Annotated in this window: 16 protein-coding genes; 3 read left to right on the forward strand and 13 right to left on the reverse strand. The window is 41.4% G+C overall.

Annotation, left to right across the window (positions count from 1 at the left end):
- Positions 1-48: 48 nt before the first annotated feature.
- The 6 genes from AM231_RS09080 to AM231_RS09105 all read right to left on the reverse strand — a co-directional run bounded on the left by AM231_RS09080 (position 49) and on the right by AM231_RS09105 (position 3,865).
- Complete coding sequence (locus AM231_RS09080; protein WP_054402335.1) at positions 49-1,356, reverse strand: alpha/beta hydrolase family protein; 1,308 nt, start codon at positions 1,354-1,356, stop codon at positions 49-51.
- 178 nt (positions 1,357-1,534) lie between these two features.
- A complete protein-coding gene (locus AM231_RS09085) occupies positions 1,535-1,963 on the reverse strand; it encodes a DUF3021 family protein (protein WP_054402336.1) in 429 nt (142 codons plus the stop codon).
- 13 nt (positions 1,964-1,976) lie between these two features.
- A complete protein-coding gene (locus AM231_RS09090; protein ID WP_207383554.1) occupies positions 1,977-2,423 on the reverse strand; it encodes a LytTR family DNA-binding domain-containing protein in 447 nt (148 codons plus the stop codon).
- 90 nt (positions 2,424-2,513) lie between these two features.
- Entirely contained in the window at positions 2,514-2,756 is a 243-nt protein-coding gene (locus AM231_RS09095; RefSeq protein ID WP_054402337.1) for a hypothetical protein, read from the reverse strand.
- A gap of 2 nt (positions 2,757-2,758) precedes the next feature.
- Entirely contained in the window at positions 2,759-3,160 is a 402-nt protein-coding gene (locus tag AM231_RS09100) for an alpha/beta hydrolase (RefSeq protein ID WP_054402338.1), read from the reverse strand.
- 249 nt (positions 3,161-3,409) lie between these two features.
- Complete coding sequence (locus tag AM231_RS09105) at positions 3,410-3,865, reverse strand: MerR family transcriptional regulator (protein WP_341271603.1); 456 nt, start codon at positions 3,863-3,865, stop codon at positions 3,410-3,412.
- A 157-nt stretch (positions 3,866-4,022) separates the two neighbouring features.
- On the opposite strand from AM231_RS09105, the gene AM231_RS09110 reads away from it, so the two are divergent.
- Positions 4,023-4,778, forward strand: a complete 756-nt coding sequence (locus AM231_RS09110) for an SDR family NAD(P)-dependent oxidoreductase (protein WP_054402340.1) — start codon at positions 4,023-4,025, stop codon at positions 4,776-4,778.
- Between the two features lie 901 nt (positions 4,779-5,679).
- Here the strand turns inward: AM231_RS09110 and AM231_RS09120 are convergent.
- Positions 5,680-6,603 (reverse strand): ketopantoate reductase family protein, encoded by a 924-nt coding sequence (locus AM231_RS09120; protein WP_054402342.1) that lies wholly within the window; start codon positions 6,601-6,603, stop codon positions 5,680-5,682.
- A 148-nt stretch (positions 6,604-6,751) separates the two neighbouring features.
- On the opposite strand from AM231_RS09120, the gene AM231_RS09125 reads away from it, so the two are divergent.
- A complete protein-coding gene (locus tag AM231_RS09125; protein WP_054402343.1) occupies positions 6,752-7,303 on the forward strand; it encodes a TetR/AcrR family transcriptional regulator in 552 nt (183 codons plus the stop codon).
- A gap of 828 nt (positions 7,304-8,131) precedes the next feature.
- Here the strand turns inward: AM231_RS09125 and AM231_RS09130 are convergent.
- Positions 8,132-8,695, reverse strand: a complete 564-nt coding sequence (locus AM231_RS09130; protein ID WP_054402344.1) for a PadR family transcriptional regulator — start codon at positions 8,693-8,695, stop codon at positions 8,132-8,134.
- Between the two features lie 152 nt (positions 8,696-8,847).
- Here AM231_RS09130 and AM231_RS09135 point away from each other — a divergent pair, with 152 nt between their 5' ends.
- Positions 8,848-10,041, forward strand: coding sequence for an alpha/beta hydrolase family protein (locus AM231_RS09135; protein ID WP_054402345.1), 1,194 nt, complete (start codon positions 8,848-8,850; stop codon positions 10,039-10,041).
- Positions 10,042-10,540: 499 nt separating this feature from the next.
- On the opposite strand, the gene AM231_RS09140 is transcribed toward AM231_RS09135, so the two are convergent.
- The 5 genes from AM231_RS09140 to AM231_RS09160 all read right to left on the reverse strand — a co-directional run bounded on the left by AM231_RS09140 (position 10,541) and on the right by AM231_RS09160 (position 17,546).
- Positions 10,541-10,813 carry a DUF2277 domain-containing protein gene (locus AM231_RS09140; protein WP_054402346.1) on the reverse strand — a complete coding sequence of 91 codons (273 nt, stop codon included), beginning with the start codon at positions 10,811-10,813 and terminating at the stop codon, positions 10,541-10,543.
- Between the two features lie 661 nt (positions 10,814-11,474).
- Entirely contained in the window at positions 11,475-13,082 is a 1,608-nt protein-coding gene (locus tag AM231_RS09145; RefSeq protein ID WP_054402347.1) for a response regulator transcription factor, read from the reverse strand.
- Positions 13,083-13,101: 19 nt separating this feature from the next.
- Entirely contained in the window at positions 13,102-14,847 is a 1,746-nt protein-coding gene (locus AM231_RS09150; protein ID WP_054402348.1) for a sensor histidine kinase, read from the reverse strand.
- Between the two features lie 165 nt (positions 14,848-15,012).
- On the reverse strand, positions 15,013-16,539 hold the full coding sequence (locus tag AM231_RS09155; protein ID WP_054402349.1) for an ABC transporter substrate-binding protein: 1,527 nt from the start codon (positions 16,537-16,539) through the stop codon (positions 15,013-15,015).
- A 104-nt stretch (positions 16,540-16,643) separates the two neighbouring features.
- The gene (locus tag AM231_RS09160) at positions 16,644-17,546 is read right to left on the reverse strand and encodes a carbohydrate ABC transporter permease (protein ID WP_106406059.1); all 903 of its coding nucleotides are present in this window, start codon (positions 17,544-17,546) and stop codon (positions 16,644-16,646) included.
- Position 17,547: the final 1 nt, after the last annotated feature.

Consider the following 17,547-nt stretch of genomic DNA (forward strand, 5'->3'; position numbering starts at 1 on the left):
ATACGGTTCAATCTACAGGTTCTTCTTTCTAACTTAGAGAACAGATACTCAATACGTCGCTTTTGGAGCAAACTGACCTTGATTCTTTAGAGCATAGTCAAAAAAACGAAGGATAAGCTCATTTTGTGTTTCAATCGCGTAATATTTATCGATATCTGCTTTTCTGCCTTGTTGCAACAGGTTTGCCAATATAGGCGAGAATAAAGGCAGATCGGTTAAACTTAAATGTTTTGCGCCTTTAAAATGAACGGTGTATGCACCTTTAAAATTTTCATTCGAAATTCTATTCGCGATATACGAAGAACTGCTGTCGAGCTGTATCCACACATCATCCGAATAAACGTTAAGAAGCGGGATGGTATAAGCTTCGGATTTTGCTTTTAATTCGTTTGTAACTTTATCATACACAAGCTCGCTAAAGAACGGAGCATCTATATTTACTACGGCGTCAATGTCATCGCGTTCTCTGCTCAGTGCTATGCTTGCGGCACCCCCCATAGAATGACCGAACACACCTATTTTCTGTGTATCGATGCGTTTATATACAGAATCTTTTTTTTGCTCGGCTTGTTCCAGAATCGTATCCATCACAAAATCCATATCATCCGTTCGCAATTTCATCCATTTTTGAGTAAGCTCGAAAAACTCACCAAGCGAATAAACCCCTTTATTTGCATTGTTGACTTCTTGCATGTACATGGGATTAATCGTCACGACCTTTCCATCCTCCGAAACGGTATAAAAAGAATGATAAGGATGGTCAATCGAAACGACGACATAACCGTGGCTCGCAAGTTCCGTAAAGGTAGAAGTATTGCTTGTTTTAATACCGAATGCTCCATGGGAGAACACAAGCAAAGGATAGGTTCCGTCTGCCTGTTCAGGATACCAAAATTCCACGTTAACAAACCGATTGTCTTTCTGATCCGTAAACTCTTCGATACGATTCTTGTCCGCATAGCTGTAAGTGGCGGTCGCCACTGGATACGGACCTGTCACTTGCGGCAGCCTATGCTGTGGAAAAAGTAAAACAGGAACAAGGGTAACGACGACGGTCGGTGCTAACAAGAGGAATTTCCATATCGGAGAAAAAACTTTGTAACGCGGAGTGTGGTGTGTTTGATTGCGCAGGAGTGCAACCATTTCCTTGAACGCTAATATAAAGAGCAAGCCTGCAAACAGTCCCCAAGTGTACTCCCATACGACAACTTTACCCACGCTCAGTATCATGAATACTATAAACATTGCGATTCTCGTCCAACTCTTTATCTTGCTGCGGCTTTGCTTGGTTACAATGGAATAAACGGCAATTGCCAGCTCGAAGACCAACGTAACAACAAGTATTAAAATCTCCATAAGACTTCTCTGCTCCTCCTCCAACTTTTTATGAGTTCATCATAATAAATGGAAGAGCGGGTGTATACGCATAAACGACAAGCTGTAGCTGAGAGCCAATAGGTTGTAAAAAACAACGCAAAGAATTGTTCTCACGCTGCGAATATGACTTTATTTAGGAGCGGTTTGTGTATATATTCTAAACCTCGTGTTTAAATGTTTTTAGTCTTTCATTGATCTTTTGAGCTTCCTTTTTGTCCTTCTTATACGTCAACAGGCGAACGATAGCGTAAACTACGGCAATTTCCAAAGCCAATAATAGTATGTCGAAAGTGCCATATACGAGATTCAATAGGACAGCCAGAGAAATTAATAGAGTCTCCAGAAAAAGGAAATGAAAAATCATTCGAAGGCGCATTTTATTCTCGCTAATCGCATGCGGCGTATATAAAATGATTCCGGTCAAAGCACCCAGAAAAGAGAAAGCCATAATTGTAAAAATCGTATTTAATTCGAAACTTGCTTCTGGAGCATAGATTTGCCGCAAAATAGCGATGATTATAATGATAGAGGCAAATATAATTAAGAAATCTCTAAGCATTTCTTTTATGAGCTCGAAATACTTCATATAGTCCCTCCTTTTATAATCCAAGCATATGTTTAAGTATTGGCACATACTGCCGTGAGATGACTACCTTTTCCCCGTTATCCAATAATGCTTGAAAACGGCCGCTGATCGACGGATGAATACTGGAAATCTTGGCTATATTTAGAATAGTGGATTTGGAGGCGCGAAAACAATGTATCTCTTTGCAAAGTTCCTCCAATTCATAAAGCTTTTGTTTGACTTCATGAACATTGTTCTTACAATACGCAAACACTTTTCCGTCAACAGCTTCAAAATAATAAATATCACTAATTTTAATGCGGCTGATCTTATCCTCATGATAACCAAGTATAATGAGTGTTTCGGTTTTTAATTTATTAACGAGCTCATGTATTTCTTCGTCTACTTGGTGACACCTGATGCGGATCTCCTCTTCTTCTGTATGGTCTATTACTTCGATGAAAATTTTGATGAAAATCACCCTCGAAAATTCGAATTAAAACTTGTTAACGTTTATTACGTGAATCATACAACGAAAATGCGTAAGTTTCTACTTTAAGCAACTTAATTCCTAAAAGAGGATTTCGATCTGGTCGCCGGGGGACGGCTCTCCTCGCCGATCAGGCGTGGGCAATGAGTTTTCGAGAAGGCCAATACCTATGGCGAATGAGAGAACGACGACGCCCAACACGGATGAGTTGCCTTGGATAAAGCCGATAAACGTCGTAACATTGGCAACCAATTCTTCTTCGATATAAGTTTGAGTGTACAAACCCTCGGCGAATTGATAAATTCCTAGCCCAATTTTGATCATTTCTACAGCAGGTTCTTTCCTGCCAGCCATTTCAAATAATTTTCAACCGCCCGGTCCCAGTAAGGCCAAGTGTGATCACCTGATTCTTCTATATAATGAAGTTCGCGTCCATGGTTTTGACATGCATTACGGAATGTAACATTGTGAGCATACAAAAAATCCCCCGTACCGCAATATTGATACAGCAAGGGAAGATTTATACCTGTCAGCTGGCGGCCCAAAAGCGCCAATAAATCATTATCCGAGCCTGCAACCGTAAGGTTTCCATAAATGGCCTGAACATCTCTGCCGACAGGAGACTCCGCTTCATAATCTCGGGTTCGGAACGCTATATCAAGCTCTCCGGAAAAGCTTCCAGCAGAGGTAAACATCCCCGGTTTGCTGCAAAGCCCATTTGAAAGCACCGTAGCCTCCCATGGACACCCCTGCTACAAAATTATCTTCCTTCTCACAAGAGAGCGGGAAAAGCGAACGGGCCAACCTGGTTTTCTTACGGAGAGCTCTCTTTGTGAATCATCTGAAGTAATGGGCATTATCGGCATCAATCTTTGACAGTATCGTGTAGGTATGGCTATTTGGAAATGTATGTTTGAGTCAATACAATTATATAAAAATACAAAGTCGCTAAATTAGCGACTTTGTATTTGGCATAATCAAATTTTGATGTTAGTTCGTTCAATCTGTGATTCAATTACATCATATAGAGCAAGTTTATAGTTTATTTTATCCAAGTTAAAATACAGTTCCCTTATGCTCTTCTCAATTTCTTTTTTATGTTGCAGCATCATCATTTTTCGTTCCGAAATCGTCGAATCCCCTTCTTTATACAAGTATACATACTTCTGAATTTGAGAAATCGGCATTCCTGTTGCTCTAAGCGCAGTAACGAAGTGAATCCAGCTTAAATCATCTTCGTCATATAATCGCTTCCCATTTTCATTTCTCCTCACATGTGGAAGCAGCCCCTCCTTTTCATAGTATCGAAGTGTGGGAGCCGCTATTCCTGTCAATTCAGTAACTTCCCTTATAGTCAACATAAATAAAACTCTTCGCCTCCTATTAAAGTGAACTTTAATTGCTTTTTTGGCATATCTAATTAATAAATCCAAATTTACACTATAAAAGATGAGAAATATATGATTAATCCAAGTATTTTACGGTTTTTATTATACACTTTTTCAGAGAAAAAAGTCTTGACTTAAAGTGAACTTTATAATCTATGATAACACTGTAATTATAAATGAACTCTGGAAGGATGAAGTTACAATGAAAAATATCTCAATCGTCACTGGTGGTAGCCGTGGACTTGGTCGCAATACTGCCATCAGTATTGCGCGTCATGGTGGTGATGTCATCCTGACCTATCGTAGCCAAGCAGAAGAAGCAAAGTCTGTTGTTGCTGAAATCGAATCTCTGGGTCGTAAAGCAGTGGCATTACAACTTGATGTTGGAAATATATCCAGCTTTACGGCCTTTGTTGAGACAGTTCGTTCGACCCTGCGGTCTACTTGGGATCGTGCCACTTTCAATCATTTGGTGAATAATGCCGGCCACGGAGAAATGATAGACTATGCCGAGACTACAGAAGCTCAGTTCGACAGCCTGTTTAATGTGCATGTCAAAGGCGTATTTTTCTTGACTCAGGCCCTTCTGCCGCTTCTTTCAGATGGTGGTCGTATTGTGAACTTTTCAACGGGACTCACTCGCGTTTCTTTTCCTGGATTCTCCGCCTATTCTGCCGCAAAGGGCGCGGTTGAGATTCTAACCCTCTATTTGGCCAAGGAACTTGGTCACCGAGGCATTACCGCTAATACGATTGCACCTGGAGCAATCGAAACCGATTTTTTAGGAGGTTCTGTACGCGACATACCTGCTTACAATGACACGTTTGCCTCGATGACTGCCCTTGGTCGAGTCGGCGTACCCGAGGATATCGGTCCTGTAGTCGCCAACCTACTTGGATCCGACAATCACTGGGTTAATGCACAGAGAATCGAAGTCTCGGGTGGTCAGAACATCTGATCGCAAGTAATGGCAATAAAGACAATCCGTGAGTCTGGGCCTGTTTCCGAACGAATACGACCATATTGTGTGTCTAAGGATAGGGTTAGCTACGTTGGACTACCAAGTAAAGGTATCTAATATTGAGTTACATTAAGCATTCATCTAATCGGATAAATAGCCAAGTTTTTGTCCCTCGACAGCATCATAACTGGTTTTGAGGTTCCTAAGATTCCTATTGGAGTCTGGTGCAATACATGCACGGTCTGTGAAACTGCATACTCATTCCAATTCACGAAGAAGGACAACTGAAGCTACGATGATTATCGCTCTTGACATTAACTCAAGAATTATCATTGAAGTTTCAGGTATCCACAGTTTTAGAAGTTTCTTCTGGCTCGTTGTGTTCCGATGCACAAAGTAATCAGTCATAACCACCTTGTGTTACGGTTCACGATAATGATCAAGCACAAAATACGGTTCGACAGCAACATATACATCAGCTAATAACAAAAGCCACTCCTAACAATGGAGTGGCTTCTCTGGTTCAAGGCTCGACCGAAAAACTTCACGTTCCTCCCCGCTGGAGCTGAAGCTTATATGCGGGATATTCTATCAGCGGAAGTCTATTTACTTGATACGGGGCATTTTGCTCTCGAAACACATGCGAAAGAGATCAGTGAGCTAATTCATCAATTCTTAAAATAGCTCAACAAAAAATGAGTAGCCTGCAAAACTGCAGCCTGAAATACGAAAAAGGCCCTCAGAAGATTTATGATCCTCTGAGGGCCTTTTTACTCTTTAACAAACGCATGTATGCCCGCCGAAATGTTGTTGTTCAATTGTCGATTTCCCATTAGTTTAGTCAAGGATGCTACGAAAAAACTATATATTTCGATTTTATATTCAGACTAATGCCCAATTACTGAACATGTATTTCCGATTTGATATCATTTTGACTTAAAAATTTCATTAAATCATTACTCAGCTGCATAATCTCATTGTTAGCATTATTCGAAAAATCCGGCAACATCATATCACTAACCATTTTAGTTCGTAGCCATGTCATAAAGAAAAGATCCAAAAATAAGTTTGGAAATTTAAGCACCATTTTAAGCATGGGTGGATCAATTGAAACGCCAGCTTTTTGTATTGCCCTTAGATACGCTCTTAAAGTGACTGTTATTTTGCGTGCCGTCTTTCTGGTTCTGGCTGTTTTTTTGTCCATTATCTTATTCTCAGAATACAAAACGCCCATCATGGCAATGTCTGATACGGAATGTGTAATTAGATACGCTTGCATATCTTTTTTAATAACGTAGGGAAGCTTTGCTATTTTAAATAATTTTGCGAGGTTTTTTATGCGTTCTGTTACTACACCATTAATTTCTCCAAATGCAGTTGCCACTATAATCTTTGGTAGAGATCGAGGATGCAATATTCCATCTTTAATCTGTCCGCCGAAGCCGGGAAAAGCCGGTAAAAGTCTATTCCCTACGATATCCAGCCACGAAGAAAATCCAATTGAATTATTAGTCATCGTAACTATATTTTTGCTTTGATTATCTTTTAGCGCTAACAACGCTGATTCGGACCGATCATAACGAACGGTAACGAAAATAAAATCGTATACATCGTCATTTTCGAGCGTATCAATGACATTCACTTGTATCGATTTAACCGTACCTTTATCCTTATATTGCAGGCCATTTTCTCTTAATGATTTAAATCTATTAGAACGTGCAAACAGGGTAACGTCAAACCCTGCTTCAATGAGCTTAATTGCGTACATGCTCCCGATAACACCTGCACCAAAAATTAAAATTCTATCTTGTTTTGCTGACATTAAAACCACTCCTACTTATTATCATTTCCTTTTAATTATCAGACAACATGTTGTATGATGTGATCATAAATCTTTATTATTCCTTGATCAACCATCAGTTTTTTATGATTTGTCGGATGATAATCTTATTCGCTAGTAGGAGGGAAACATGAAAAAGCAACCCCAAATAACGGAGAAAACAAGACAAAAGTTCATAGAAGTTTTTTGTGAGTTATATAGCCAAAAGCCGATTGAGAAAATTTCGGTTCAGGAAATTGCGAATAAGTCAGGATATAACCGGAGCACCTTTTATCAATACTTTACTGACATTTACGAATTGTTAGACTCTGTTGAAAATGACTTGTTGAATGACATAAAAAAAGAATTGGCGAATAAAGAGCTATCGATACATACGGTTCAAGATACGCTCTATTGTCTGGACAAAAGAGAACATCTCCTGGTTCTTAATGCCCTTTTGGGTGATTATGGAAGTGCCCGTTTTTTAAAACGCTTAAAAAAAGAAATCACTTTGGATCAATTAGAATTAAACGTTCCCCAAAACCATTCCTTAACGCCATATTTAATTGAGTTTTACCTGGCAACTTCCCTTTCTTTATTTCGTCTTTGGCTTCAGCGTCAAAAGGATTTATCGTCAGAAGAATTTTTCAAGTTAGTGGAGAACCTATATTCAAGAGGGATTACGCCCTATTTTAAACAATGAGTCTGTCATTCAAACCAAATCCATAAAGGCTGACCTAACCTACTCTTAAGGGCCCTCATCTGTAAATACAGATTCTACAAGTTTTTCTTAAGAAAAGTGTATTGCCTCTATTTGTGATACGGTTCTCGGCATATGATTCCTCGTTCTTTGATCCAAAAATCATATTCACTATCCTCTCCATTTCTTTGCTAAAGTGTTTACTAACGGGTTCACAGTTCTAGTTGATATACTTTCGATCAATTTTGACCATAAACCAGCCTTCAGAAGTTTCAGTCACTCACAAGACAAAAGACCCACCACATCCACTTAGATATTCATCAAATCGGCAATGGGAACATGTTCTTATACTCCGACACTCATGTCGGATGACAAGAACTTGATAACATTCCCCACCCTTCTTGACTTTCATAGGATTCTGTTGGTACAAGCCAGAGTAATTGAGTTAATCTATCCTACCGGTTAGCTTAAAAAGGCAACTGATCACTCTGATCAGTTGCCTACTTTTTTTTATTTAACTATCGTTCCCCGTTTGATATTTCGGCACATGGCATTTTAAAAACTTCCATATTTATCCGTCTAGCTAACCATAAGACCCCTTTCAAACCACTCAATTTTGGCCACTAACCCATTCATTGGAACAAGCGTTCCAGAGGATACACGAAAGATGAATTCCTATAGGGTTTCCGCGTTCAAACGCTTTTCCTTCCGTAGATCTATTCTATAAAGAAGAATGAAACTTATACCGATTGCTTAAAAGGATAAGAACATGGCCCGATTACCGATTAGATTAATATCTAATATTTATTACAATATGTGCTTACCTGTATTCTAGGTGTCTACTCTATTGGCAAGTGTATGCTGCTTCAACACCTCATGCATGCTATTACACCAGAGTATACCCGCCTCCTCGAAATGAATTCCCATTTTTATAACAGAAATTGTAGAGAATAAAGGATGATTGACGTCAGGGTTCTGTTCTTGAAAAGACGAGACTCTCTCCTTATAATCCTTCAGCATGTGTTCATGTTGTTCTTTTTTCTTCCGTATCAGATCAATCAATGCATCTGGACTTACTAACCAAGAACTGTATTGTTTCAACAGAAAGGTATCTGTATCACCAACTTTAGGAAGCTCTAACACCCAAGACTTTAAGGCGTCAATGCCACTAGGCGTAATTCTGTAAATTTTTCGGGGAGGACGATAAGACTCTTGTTCAATGGCTTGTAGTTCAATAAAGCCGGCTTCCTCTAGTTTCGAAAGAGATGGATACAGCTGATTATTATTAATTTTGTAGAAATGGGTAATTCTGTTGTTGATCTGCTGCTTCATTTCATATCCGCTTAACGGTTCTCGTGCCAACAATCCTAATATGGTGTATTGAATATTATTCATGAAGTTCTCCTTCTCCTCTCTATCTCTGTGTTCGAGTCCAGTCTTTTAAGGTATAGGTTAATTATAACATAAAACAATGTTGACACAATGAATGAAATGAGCTAGGATTCTTAAATAGGTTAAACATAACACATGTAAGGAGTGTACTAATCATGAAACTTATTTTCGATGATCAGACTTTTTCGTTCGAATTACTTCGTACAATGGGTTACGCAGCTTTTGGTGGAGCGGACGTAGGCGAATGCCTATCTACCGCTTATCGAATCGAGGAAGGCAATTTTGAAAGCTGGTATGAGGAATGGCTTAAGACAGCAATCCGGGTTCATCGGGAAGCTGAAGAGAGCAGCAAGCAAGGCAATAAGACCAGCGCGAGAGAATTCTACTTACGTGCATCTAATTATTACCGTACTGCTGAATTTTTTCTCCATGGTAATCCGGAGGATAAGCGTATTCTTGAAACATGGAGCCTGAGCCGCAGCACATTCAGACAGGCGCTTTCTTTGCTTGATCATCATTGGGAAATTGTTTCGATTCCTTATGAAGATACAGAGCTGCCGGGTTACTTATATTTAGCCGGGGATCAGCCCGGGCCTGTCCTGATTGTTCACGGTGGATATGATTCCACTGCAGAAGAGCTTTATTTTCAAGTCGTTAGCTCTGCTTTAGAAAGAGGCTATCATTGCATGGTTTTCGAGGGTCCTGGACAAGGATCTGTTATCCGCGAGCAGCGAATTCCATTCAGGCATGACTGGGAGGCTGCTGTAACTCCAGTGGTCGATTACCTGACCAAGCGCCCAGAAGTCATCTCTGACAAAATAGCGTTAATGGGTATTAGTTTAGGTGGGTATTTGGCTCCGCGCGCGGCTGCTTATGAACACAGACTTGCTGCATGCATAGCAAATGACGGTTTATTCTCCTTTCAAGTGGGGGCACTGGCTGAGGCGTTGGGTATAAATACAAGTGACAAATCCGATTTAAGTTCACCAGAGACGGAGAACTTAATCGCGTCGATTATGGCCAAAGATACAGGCACTCGATGGGGAATTGAAAATGGACAGTTCACGTTCCTAGCAACGAATGTAGAAGAACTCGTACGCAAAACTGAACCCTTTACCTTAGAGGGTGTTGCTGAGCAAATCATGTGCCCGGTACTCGTGTGCGAAGCTGAGCATGATCATGCCTTTGCAGGACAACCTGAACGATTATTCCAATCTTTAAAGGGTTCCAAAACATACATGAAATTTACTGCAGAAGATTCTGCTGAAGAACATTGCCATTTTGGAGCATTGAAATTGGCTAATCACCGCATGTTCACCTGGTTAGATCAAGTTTTGAATAAAAATTAAGTTTCTTTTAAAGAATACCGAAGCTAGGTGAAGATTACATCACCTCTTAAGTGCCTTTCCCAAACACAGGAAAGAAGGCGTTTGTGTTTGTCTGAAGTTCTTAGAGCTGCCTGTTCCAAATGTATGTTCTATCTTTATAGCAAAAGGAATCAAGTTCTTATCCTCAGATGAGAACAAAAGCCTGATTCCTTAAATCCTGACCACCCGTCCAACGGGTGGTTTGCTCTTGGGGTAAAATCCACTGTTGCCAAACTTTGCCTAAAGACCTTCGCTGTTTCTTCATTAATAGACATTCATCAAATTTGGCAATCGGCACAAGATCTGTCCTCGACTCGGAACAAGAAATTGTAACGATAAAACAAAAAAGCCGCTAAATTAGCGACTTTCTATGGGTCCAAGTTCTTGTCCCTCGACAAATGTCGGATGACAAGAACTTGATAACAATCCCCCACCCATTCAATACTTGATTGATCTCGAATAGGATTCCGTCTATACCCGCTTAGGATTCCCCGAATCGCTTAGCGGATCGTGCCCGGGCACGAGCGATCTCGACCTCTCGATTGCGGGGTTCGGCTTGAGTCACCAGAGAATCCAGCAGCTGCCGTGCAACGACGGTAAACTCTTGCACCGCTTGGTTAAACGCCGCTTCGTTCGCTTTGGAAGGACGGTTAAAGCCCGAGAGCTTCCTTACGAATTGTAGCGCTGCAGCCTGAATTTCTTTATCCGTCGCAGGCGGGTCGAAATTGAATAAGGTCTTGATATTTCGGCACATGGCAGTTTAAACCCCTTTCTTGAAATGAACGTACTATGTTGTATCCAGCATAACATAGTTTGTTCATCAAGTAGTTCCTCAACCTCTCATATTAAAAATCGGCAGTATCAATGTGGCGATATCGGATAGATACCATGGAGGAACGATGACATGGCAAAAGTAGACCGAAGAATTCTAAAAACACAAGAATCCTTGAAAAGAGCTTTGATCTGCTGGACCAGATTACGGAGAACCAGATCAACGAATTAAAAGAGATGGATACATGAGCATGCGAACTGGAATGGGAAGAGGCCCTGGTTCACTATTTGGAACCATGCTGGAGAGAAGTCTTTAGATCTAAGTCATCCAGCTTGACCGATTTAACCGTCCGTAATAAGATGCTGTGCGCTGTATTTGTCCGTTAATGCGTCTTATTGCCGTGTTTACGAATTAATATAACAAGGATGAGAGTCAGTTTCTTTGCTATTAAGCTCATTTCGTTTGTTCATCTAGCTCATTCTTTCTTTTAAGGTAACAACCGTGTGATCACTTACATGCCTTCTCCCTCACGTAGTCTTGTATTAAATTCACAGCATTCATAGCTTTTATAGAATCGTCTTCTTCTCTTTCTGGTCCATAACTCCATAATGGTAAAGTCGATAGTCAAGCAGTTGCTTTCTACTTATCTAGGGTTAGGATTGGACTGAATTCTAAACTCTTGAGGAGTAACATGGTATACCTTTCGGAACATTTTAGAAAAATGTGAAAAGTTATGATAGCCGAACGTTTTGGCTACATCGGAGATGGGGATAGATGTGGTCGATATCAAATCTCTGGCTAAAGACATCCGGACATGCAATATGTAATCCGTTATTGATTCTCCTACCTCGCGTTTGAACAGGCGTGATAGGTAAGCAGGATTAAGATGCACGAAATTCGCTAGCTGCTCTCTTGTGATCGGTTCGTTTATATGCTTTTTTATATAGTGTTGTATACGTTGAATCACGGAGTAGTTCTGATGAAGCTGATCATGAATAATCTGTACCGCTTGAAGCGAAGCCGCTTCCAATTGCTCAACGTTACGCAGCTGAGCATACAGTAGAATTTCTTCCTGATGCTGAAACAGCTCAAAAGCAGACAGTCCATTTTTATGAAGGATATAATGCACCATTTGCATAAATTCACGTCGGAAACCTTCAAGCTCACTAACTGAAAGTTCCGGATTATTTCTCAGCTCTGTAATATGTCCACGTATCTCTCTCTGAGTTTCATCCAGCTTGCCATGCTCCATAAGGAGGGTCCAAGTCGATATTCGCGGGATCATGGATTTCATCGTTTGGGAGCCTGATGGAGTCAGTGTATATACTTGATTGGATTTATTCAGATTGTTGTACTCCATTTCCAGCAGCTGCCTGTAAGTATCGGCAATTTCATACAATGTGGATCGATTGCCAATATAGCAGGAAATCTTACAACCAAAGTATGTGTAACAGTCCTGAATGTATTTTTCACAACGCGAGTTCAGCTCATGAGGATCTGCCTCAGCCTCTTCTCCCCTTAATCCAACAATAAGGACCACATTCACTCCTTGCTTGGTCTGAATGACCTCTCCTGCACCTGTTGGCAGCAGCATTTCGGATGCACCTTTCCGTATAGCGTATTCCATGATCTCTTCATCTTTGGTGCCAAGCTCCCGCAGCCAGGATTCCACACTTACCAGAACAGGCAGAAAAACGGCATTTTGATGTCCGCTGAGCTCATGCTCTTCAAGAACATCCGTAACATTATCCGGAGTACATACAATTCTGCCTGAAAGAACATCATTCCAGAATTTATCCGTAATCAGGCTTTTTTTCTTTTGCCACAACTCGTAATATGGCTTGTAATGCTTGCGCATATCTATGAGCTCCCGCTCCTGTTTAATCGAGTCCAACGCTTTGGCGATCGTCTCCTGAAGCACATCGAATTCTATCGGTTTTAGCAGATAATCAAATCCATCCAGTTGAATTACTCTCTTCATGAAGTCATAGGCGGAGTGGGCGGTTAGGAAGATGGTCTCCGTATCGGGAGAAATTTCATTTACCCGCTCCAGCAGCTCAATCCCCGTCCCTTTGGGCATTTCGATGTCACAGACCATAATATCAATCGTGGTGTGTTCAAATATCCGCAAAGCATCCCGCATATTATAAGCCTCGTACACCTCAGACACCTGCAGTTCCTTCCAATTCACGCCGCTCTTTATTCCCATTACCGCATAGATCTCATCATCTACAATAAGTGCCTTATACATGCCATTACCCTCCTGATCATCAATAAGAAGTAAACTGCTCAACCGTTCGGAAAGGAAGTACAATGGTTACCCTGGCCCCTGAATCCGGGACGTTATCAAACTCAAGTCGAGTCATATGGCCAAAAATATGTTTAAGCCGGTACTGCACATTGCAAATCCCCAAATGCTTTCCATTCTGATTTTCCGCGTAAGATCCTGACTGTAATTGCTGCAGGACTTCCGCAGAGAAACCATTTCCATTATCTGTGATCACTATTTCCAATTGATTCTGCTCGAGAAGACGGATCTGTATATCAATATGAAATGGATGATCCATGAAGTCGAATCCATATTTGATGGCATTTTCGATGAATGGCTGGATTAACAGCGGCGGTATTGCCGCTTGATCGGCACTATCGGAAATATGTATTTCATAGGTGACTCGTTCCGGGAAGCGTACCTGCTGTATTTTGATATAGCTTTCCATATGCTCCATTTCTTCTGCGATAGTCACGGCGATTTGATTCGTTTTTGTCGTAAATCGAAAGTACTTCACGAGGTTCATGCACATGAGCTGGATCACGCTAAAATTTTTGATTTCAGCTAGATTGTAGACGATATTGATGGAATTCAGTAAAAAATGGGGGTTTATCTGGAGCTGTAAATGCTTGAGCTCAGCCTTATGTGCCTTGATTTGTTCTTCATACACGCTGATCTTCAGCTCATGAATCTGGGAAGCCATACTGTTGAACGTTTCGTTGATGATGGTGAATTCCTTCGATTTGGATGAATGAAGTCGGATATTCCAATCCCCGAGCTTAATTCTTCGCATACCACGGACGAGATTGTTCATTGGTTTAAGGATAATCTTATTAAGATAAATCAAATAAATGATCAATATGATGAAGGTCACGATGGATAGGATGACAATTCCTCTCCGGAAGTGATACAGATTCTTAAGCATCTGAGCCTCCGGTACAGCAGCGCTTAAGATCACATCGGTGCCTTGAATTTCATTCATGACCACGATATATTTTCGATTCTCCTTCTTCACGATTTGATACACTTCGTTGGACTCAGAGGCAAGTTCCATGTTTAGCCGTTGCGAGCCGATCGCTGACGTATTCGTAATCAATTTACCATGTTCATCGACGAAGCTGGCAAAACCAGCATCCAAGTGAATCAAGTCTAGAGGTATCATCAAATTCTCCATCGCTACAAAAGCCCCGAGATAAAAATCATCTCCCGTATCCACCAGCCTGATCAGCGCATATTTGTCCCGACTGTATTCAATGGCTTTCCACTCCATGAAATAGGCGCTGTCCGGTTGTACTTCCTTGACCAGCTGTTCAATGGTGGTTTTGATGGACAACAGTTCTTCATAGGACTTCGTCTTGATCGGTGTGTTGAATAAATCCTGCTTCTTCACGGAGTAGATAAATTGAAGATCGACGCTGTTGTCGAAACGGTGATATCGTGTGAGCGTATTCAGGATTCTTGCCTTGGCAAGATAGTACTCATCGGGATCATTCAATAGCTGCGAAAGGGCCGCAATATTGGGGTCTTCAACAGCGATATTGTACAAAAAATTCGTCTCTTTGTTTAAAGCAGCTTCGATCTGATGTGAATAGAGGATCATCAAATTTTTATTCGAATCCGCAACCTGCTCTCTAATGGTATTGGAAGCGTAATAATTGTTGTAAAGCAGCAGGCCGACCAAGGGTACAGCAATTGTAAAAAAACCGATGATTAACTTAAAGCGAAGCGAGTTTTTAATATTCAACATATTCATAACACTACCTCGGCTTTGTGGAAGGTTAGCAGATGAGCTTTTGCAATACTTTGTTCATCTACCATTTGAGTATATTGACATATAGAAAAAAAGAAAATCCCTTAAAGGACCCAAAAACGATAGTCCTAGTTCGGAATCTCCTTTATTTTTCAATATCTGTTACTGCTGAGTCTCTGCCCACTCCGCCAGCTGCTTTTCAACTTCGGCTTTCACTTTATCAAAGCCTGCAGACTTTCGTTTTTCCTTCCATTTGGCAATAATCTTCTCCGGATCAACAGCTCCCGCTCTCAATGTAGCCCCGAACTCTTTATCCACGTTTGCAATGGAGGCCATCTCTGATTTGACAGGCTCCTGATTGAAAGCAAAACCTAAAGCGATGGAATGCTCTGCTCTCTCATTAAACTTCTCGAACTCTTCCCATTTGTTCGGATCCTCATTGGCCCATAGATAGGAGTTGAACTGATTCCCGAACATCCAGCCTCCAGGATTCGGATAGGTTTGCGTATCCGCATTCATACCCTCAGGAAAATCAATGACATTATCGGATTTCTTCACATAGTGTTTGCCCTCAATTCCCCAATCCAGCATATTGATCAGCTTCGGATCACTGTACAGCAGATTCAGGAACATCATGGCTCTTGCAGGATCTTTGGAAGTGCGCGATATTCCCAGCATGGCGCCTTGTGCGTCTCCAGTTGTCGTAAATGGCTCCGCCGTTACGACCTGTATAACCTCAACGCCTGAGCTTAAACTCATCTCTTTGTCTTTTCCCGGCTTTAAGGACTGGGCAACCGCAAAGGCTTTGCCTGCCTTGATCATATTCATGCCTTGGTCGGCGTCGGATGTTAGAATATCCTTATCGAACCAACCATTCTTGTTCCACTGATGCATTCGTTTATAAAATTCGATGAACTTCGAATCCTCCAGGGTATCCACGGCTTTCAATTCAGTACTGCCCCGTGGTATTGCAAGATTGGCAACGATGCCATCATAATTGGATGCTTCCCAAATATTTGTGAATTTGCTTGAAACGATTGGAATCACACTAGGCTCATTCTCCTTAATCGTTTGGAACATCGCTTCCAAATCTTCCAAGGTCTTGACGCCATTTGTATCGAACTTGTATTTATCCACCAGCTTCTTGTCGAGAAGAAATCCAAATCCCTGTCCGAATTCCTTCTTGGTTGGAAGAGCGTACAGCTTTCCGCCGATTCGGGATCCTTTGATGAATTCTTCGCCAAGGATATCTGGGATCTCTTTGCCGTATTGGGCCATCAAATCGTCGAGTTCCAAATACTGCCCTTTGGCGACATCTTTCGGGTATGAGAACCAGCTGGCTGTAAACATCAGATCAAACGGCTCATTGGAGATTTTCATCAAATTGGTTTTATCGTCCCAGGAAGCCCATTCGATCGGCTTGAGTTCAATCGTGGCATTGATCTTTTCCGTCAGATATTGGCTCATTTCTTCCTGTACAAGCTGCATGTCTTTAGGAGCGGTTGCCGGATATACGAGGGTTATTTTATAAGGACTAAGTGAGGAGTCTGAATGTTGTCCCGTTCCCTCCACTGGGGCTTTCGCGGTCCCGGCGCCTGCATTATCCGTTGTTCCCCCCTTACCACATCCAGTCAATGCCAACATTCCACATAGCATGATCATAAGTACCAGTTGATGCGCTTTTTTCATATCCCTGAGTTCTCCTCTCAACAATTACTTTAAATACAACATGGCATGTAATGAGGCTCGAATCGCTTCGCCCCACCTCCCCTCCAACGCCGGGCGCGTTATATCTAACCTTTTACGGCACCGGTTGTTATCCCGCTAATGTAATACTTTTGGAAGAACGGGTAGGCGAACAACAATGGGGCAATCCCGACAATCGCCAGCGCCATGCGGACGGTTTCCCTCGGCATTGTGGCGAGCAGATCCCCTACTTGGGCCGAGCTATTAGACTTCATGAGAAGATATTGAATATTGGTAAGCGTTTTTGTCATCAAATACTGGATGTTATACAACTCGGGTTTATCAATAAACAACATACAGTTGTACCAGTCATTCCAGTAGGATAATGTGTTGAATAGCCCGATTGTCGCCATGATCGGCAAGGAGAGCGGCACCACAATTTTGAAGAAAATCTTCAACTCGCTGGCACCGTCGATCGTTGCCGATTCAATCACGGATTCAGGAATAGTCGAAGCGAAAAAGCTGCGCATGAGCAAAACGTTGAAGGCACTTAACAGTAAGTTGGGAATGATCATAGCAAAAATCGTGTTTTTCAGATCAAACATGTTGACATAAGTAATATACCAAGGGACCATCCCCCCTCCGAACAGCATCGTGAAGAAAATATAAAAGGAGATGGTACGGCGAAACGGCAGCTCAGGTCTGGATAACGGATAAGCAAAAAGTGATGTAATCAGAAGACTTACGATGGTTCCCACCACCGTGGTCAGGATCGTAACGCCGTAAGCTTTCGCTATTTCCGAAAAATCATGAAATAAAAACTGATAGGCTGCAAAGCTGATTTGACTGGGAAACAAGGAGTAACCGTTCTGCATGATGGAATCCTCACTGGATATGGACACCATAAATACTAAAATAAATGGAATTAACGAAGCGACTGTAAAAGCCCAGAAAAACAAGTGAATTGAAGATGCAGCGATCCATTTTTTTGGGCTCATTTCCTTTAGCATT

The organism is Paenibacillus solani (assembly GCF_001277345.1).
In the GTDB taxonomy this organism is placed as follows: domain Bacteria; phylum Bacillota; class Bacilli; order Paenibacillales; family Paenibacillaceae; genus Paenibacillus_AQ; species Paenibacillus_AQ solani.

What these genes read in the sequence shown, in the direction of transcription:
- AM231_RS09110 (WP_054402340.1), top strand. Translation starts at nt 4,023, where the DNA reads ATGAAAAATATCTCAATCGTCACTGGTGGTAGCCGTGGACTTGGTCGC.
- AM231_RS09080 (WP_054402335.1), bottom strand. Translation starts at nt 1,356, where the DNA reads ATGGAGATTTTAATACTTGTTGTTACGTTGGTCTTCGAGCTGGCAATT.
- AM231_RS09095 (WP_054402337.1), bottom strand. Translation starts at nt 2,756, where the DNA reads ATGATCAAAATTGGGCTAGGAATTTATCAATTCGCCGAGGGTTTGTAC.
- AM231_RS09155 (WP_054402349.1), bottom strand. Translation starts at nt 16,539, where the DNA reads ATGAAAAAAGCGCATCAACTGGTACTTATGATCATGCTATGTGGAATG.
- AM231_RS09140 (WP_054402346.1), bottom strand. Translation starts at nt 10,813, where the DNA reads ATGTGCCGAAATATCAAGACCTTATTCAATTTCGACCCGCCTGCGACG.
- AM231_RS09085 (WP_054402336.1), bottom strand. Translation starts at nt 1,963, where the DNA reads ATGAAGTATTTCGAGCTCATAAAAGAAATGCTTAGAGATTTCTTAATT.
- AM231_RS09125 (WP_054402343.1), top strand. Translation starts at nt 6,752, where the DNA reads ATGAAAAAGCAACCCCAAATAACGGAGAAAACAAGACAAAAGTTCATA.
- AM231_RS09150 (WP_054402348.1), bottom strand. Translation starts at nt 14,847, where the DNA reads ATGTTGAATATTAAAAACTCGCTTCGCTTTAAGTTAATCATCGGTTTT.
- AM231_RS09145 (WP_054402347.1), bottom strand. Translation starts at nt 13,082, where the DNA reads ATGTATAAGGCACTTATTGTAGATGATGAGATCTATGCGGTAATGGGA.
- AM231_RS09160 (WP_106406059.1), bottom strand. Translation starts at nt 17,546, where the DNA reads ATGCTAAAGGAAATGAGCCCAAAAAAATGGATCGCTGCATCTTCAATT.
- AM231_RS09120 (WP_054402342.1), bottom strand. Translation starts at nt 6,603, where the DNA reads ATGTCAGCAAAACAAGATAGAATTTTAATTTTTGGTGCAGGTGTTATC.
- AM231_RS09135 (WP_054402345.1), top strand. Translation starts at nt 8,848, where the DNA reads ATGAAACTTATTTTCGATGATCAGACTTTTTCGTTCGAATTACTTCGT.
- AM231_RS09130 (WP_054402344.1), bottom strand. Translation starts at nt 8,695, where the DNA reads ATGAATAATATTCAATACACCATATTAGGATTGTTGGCACGAGAACCG.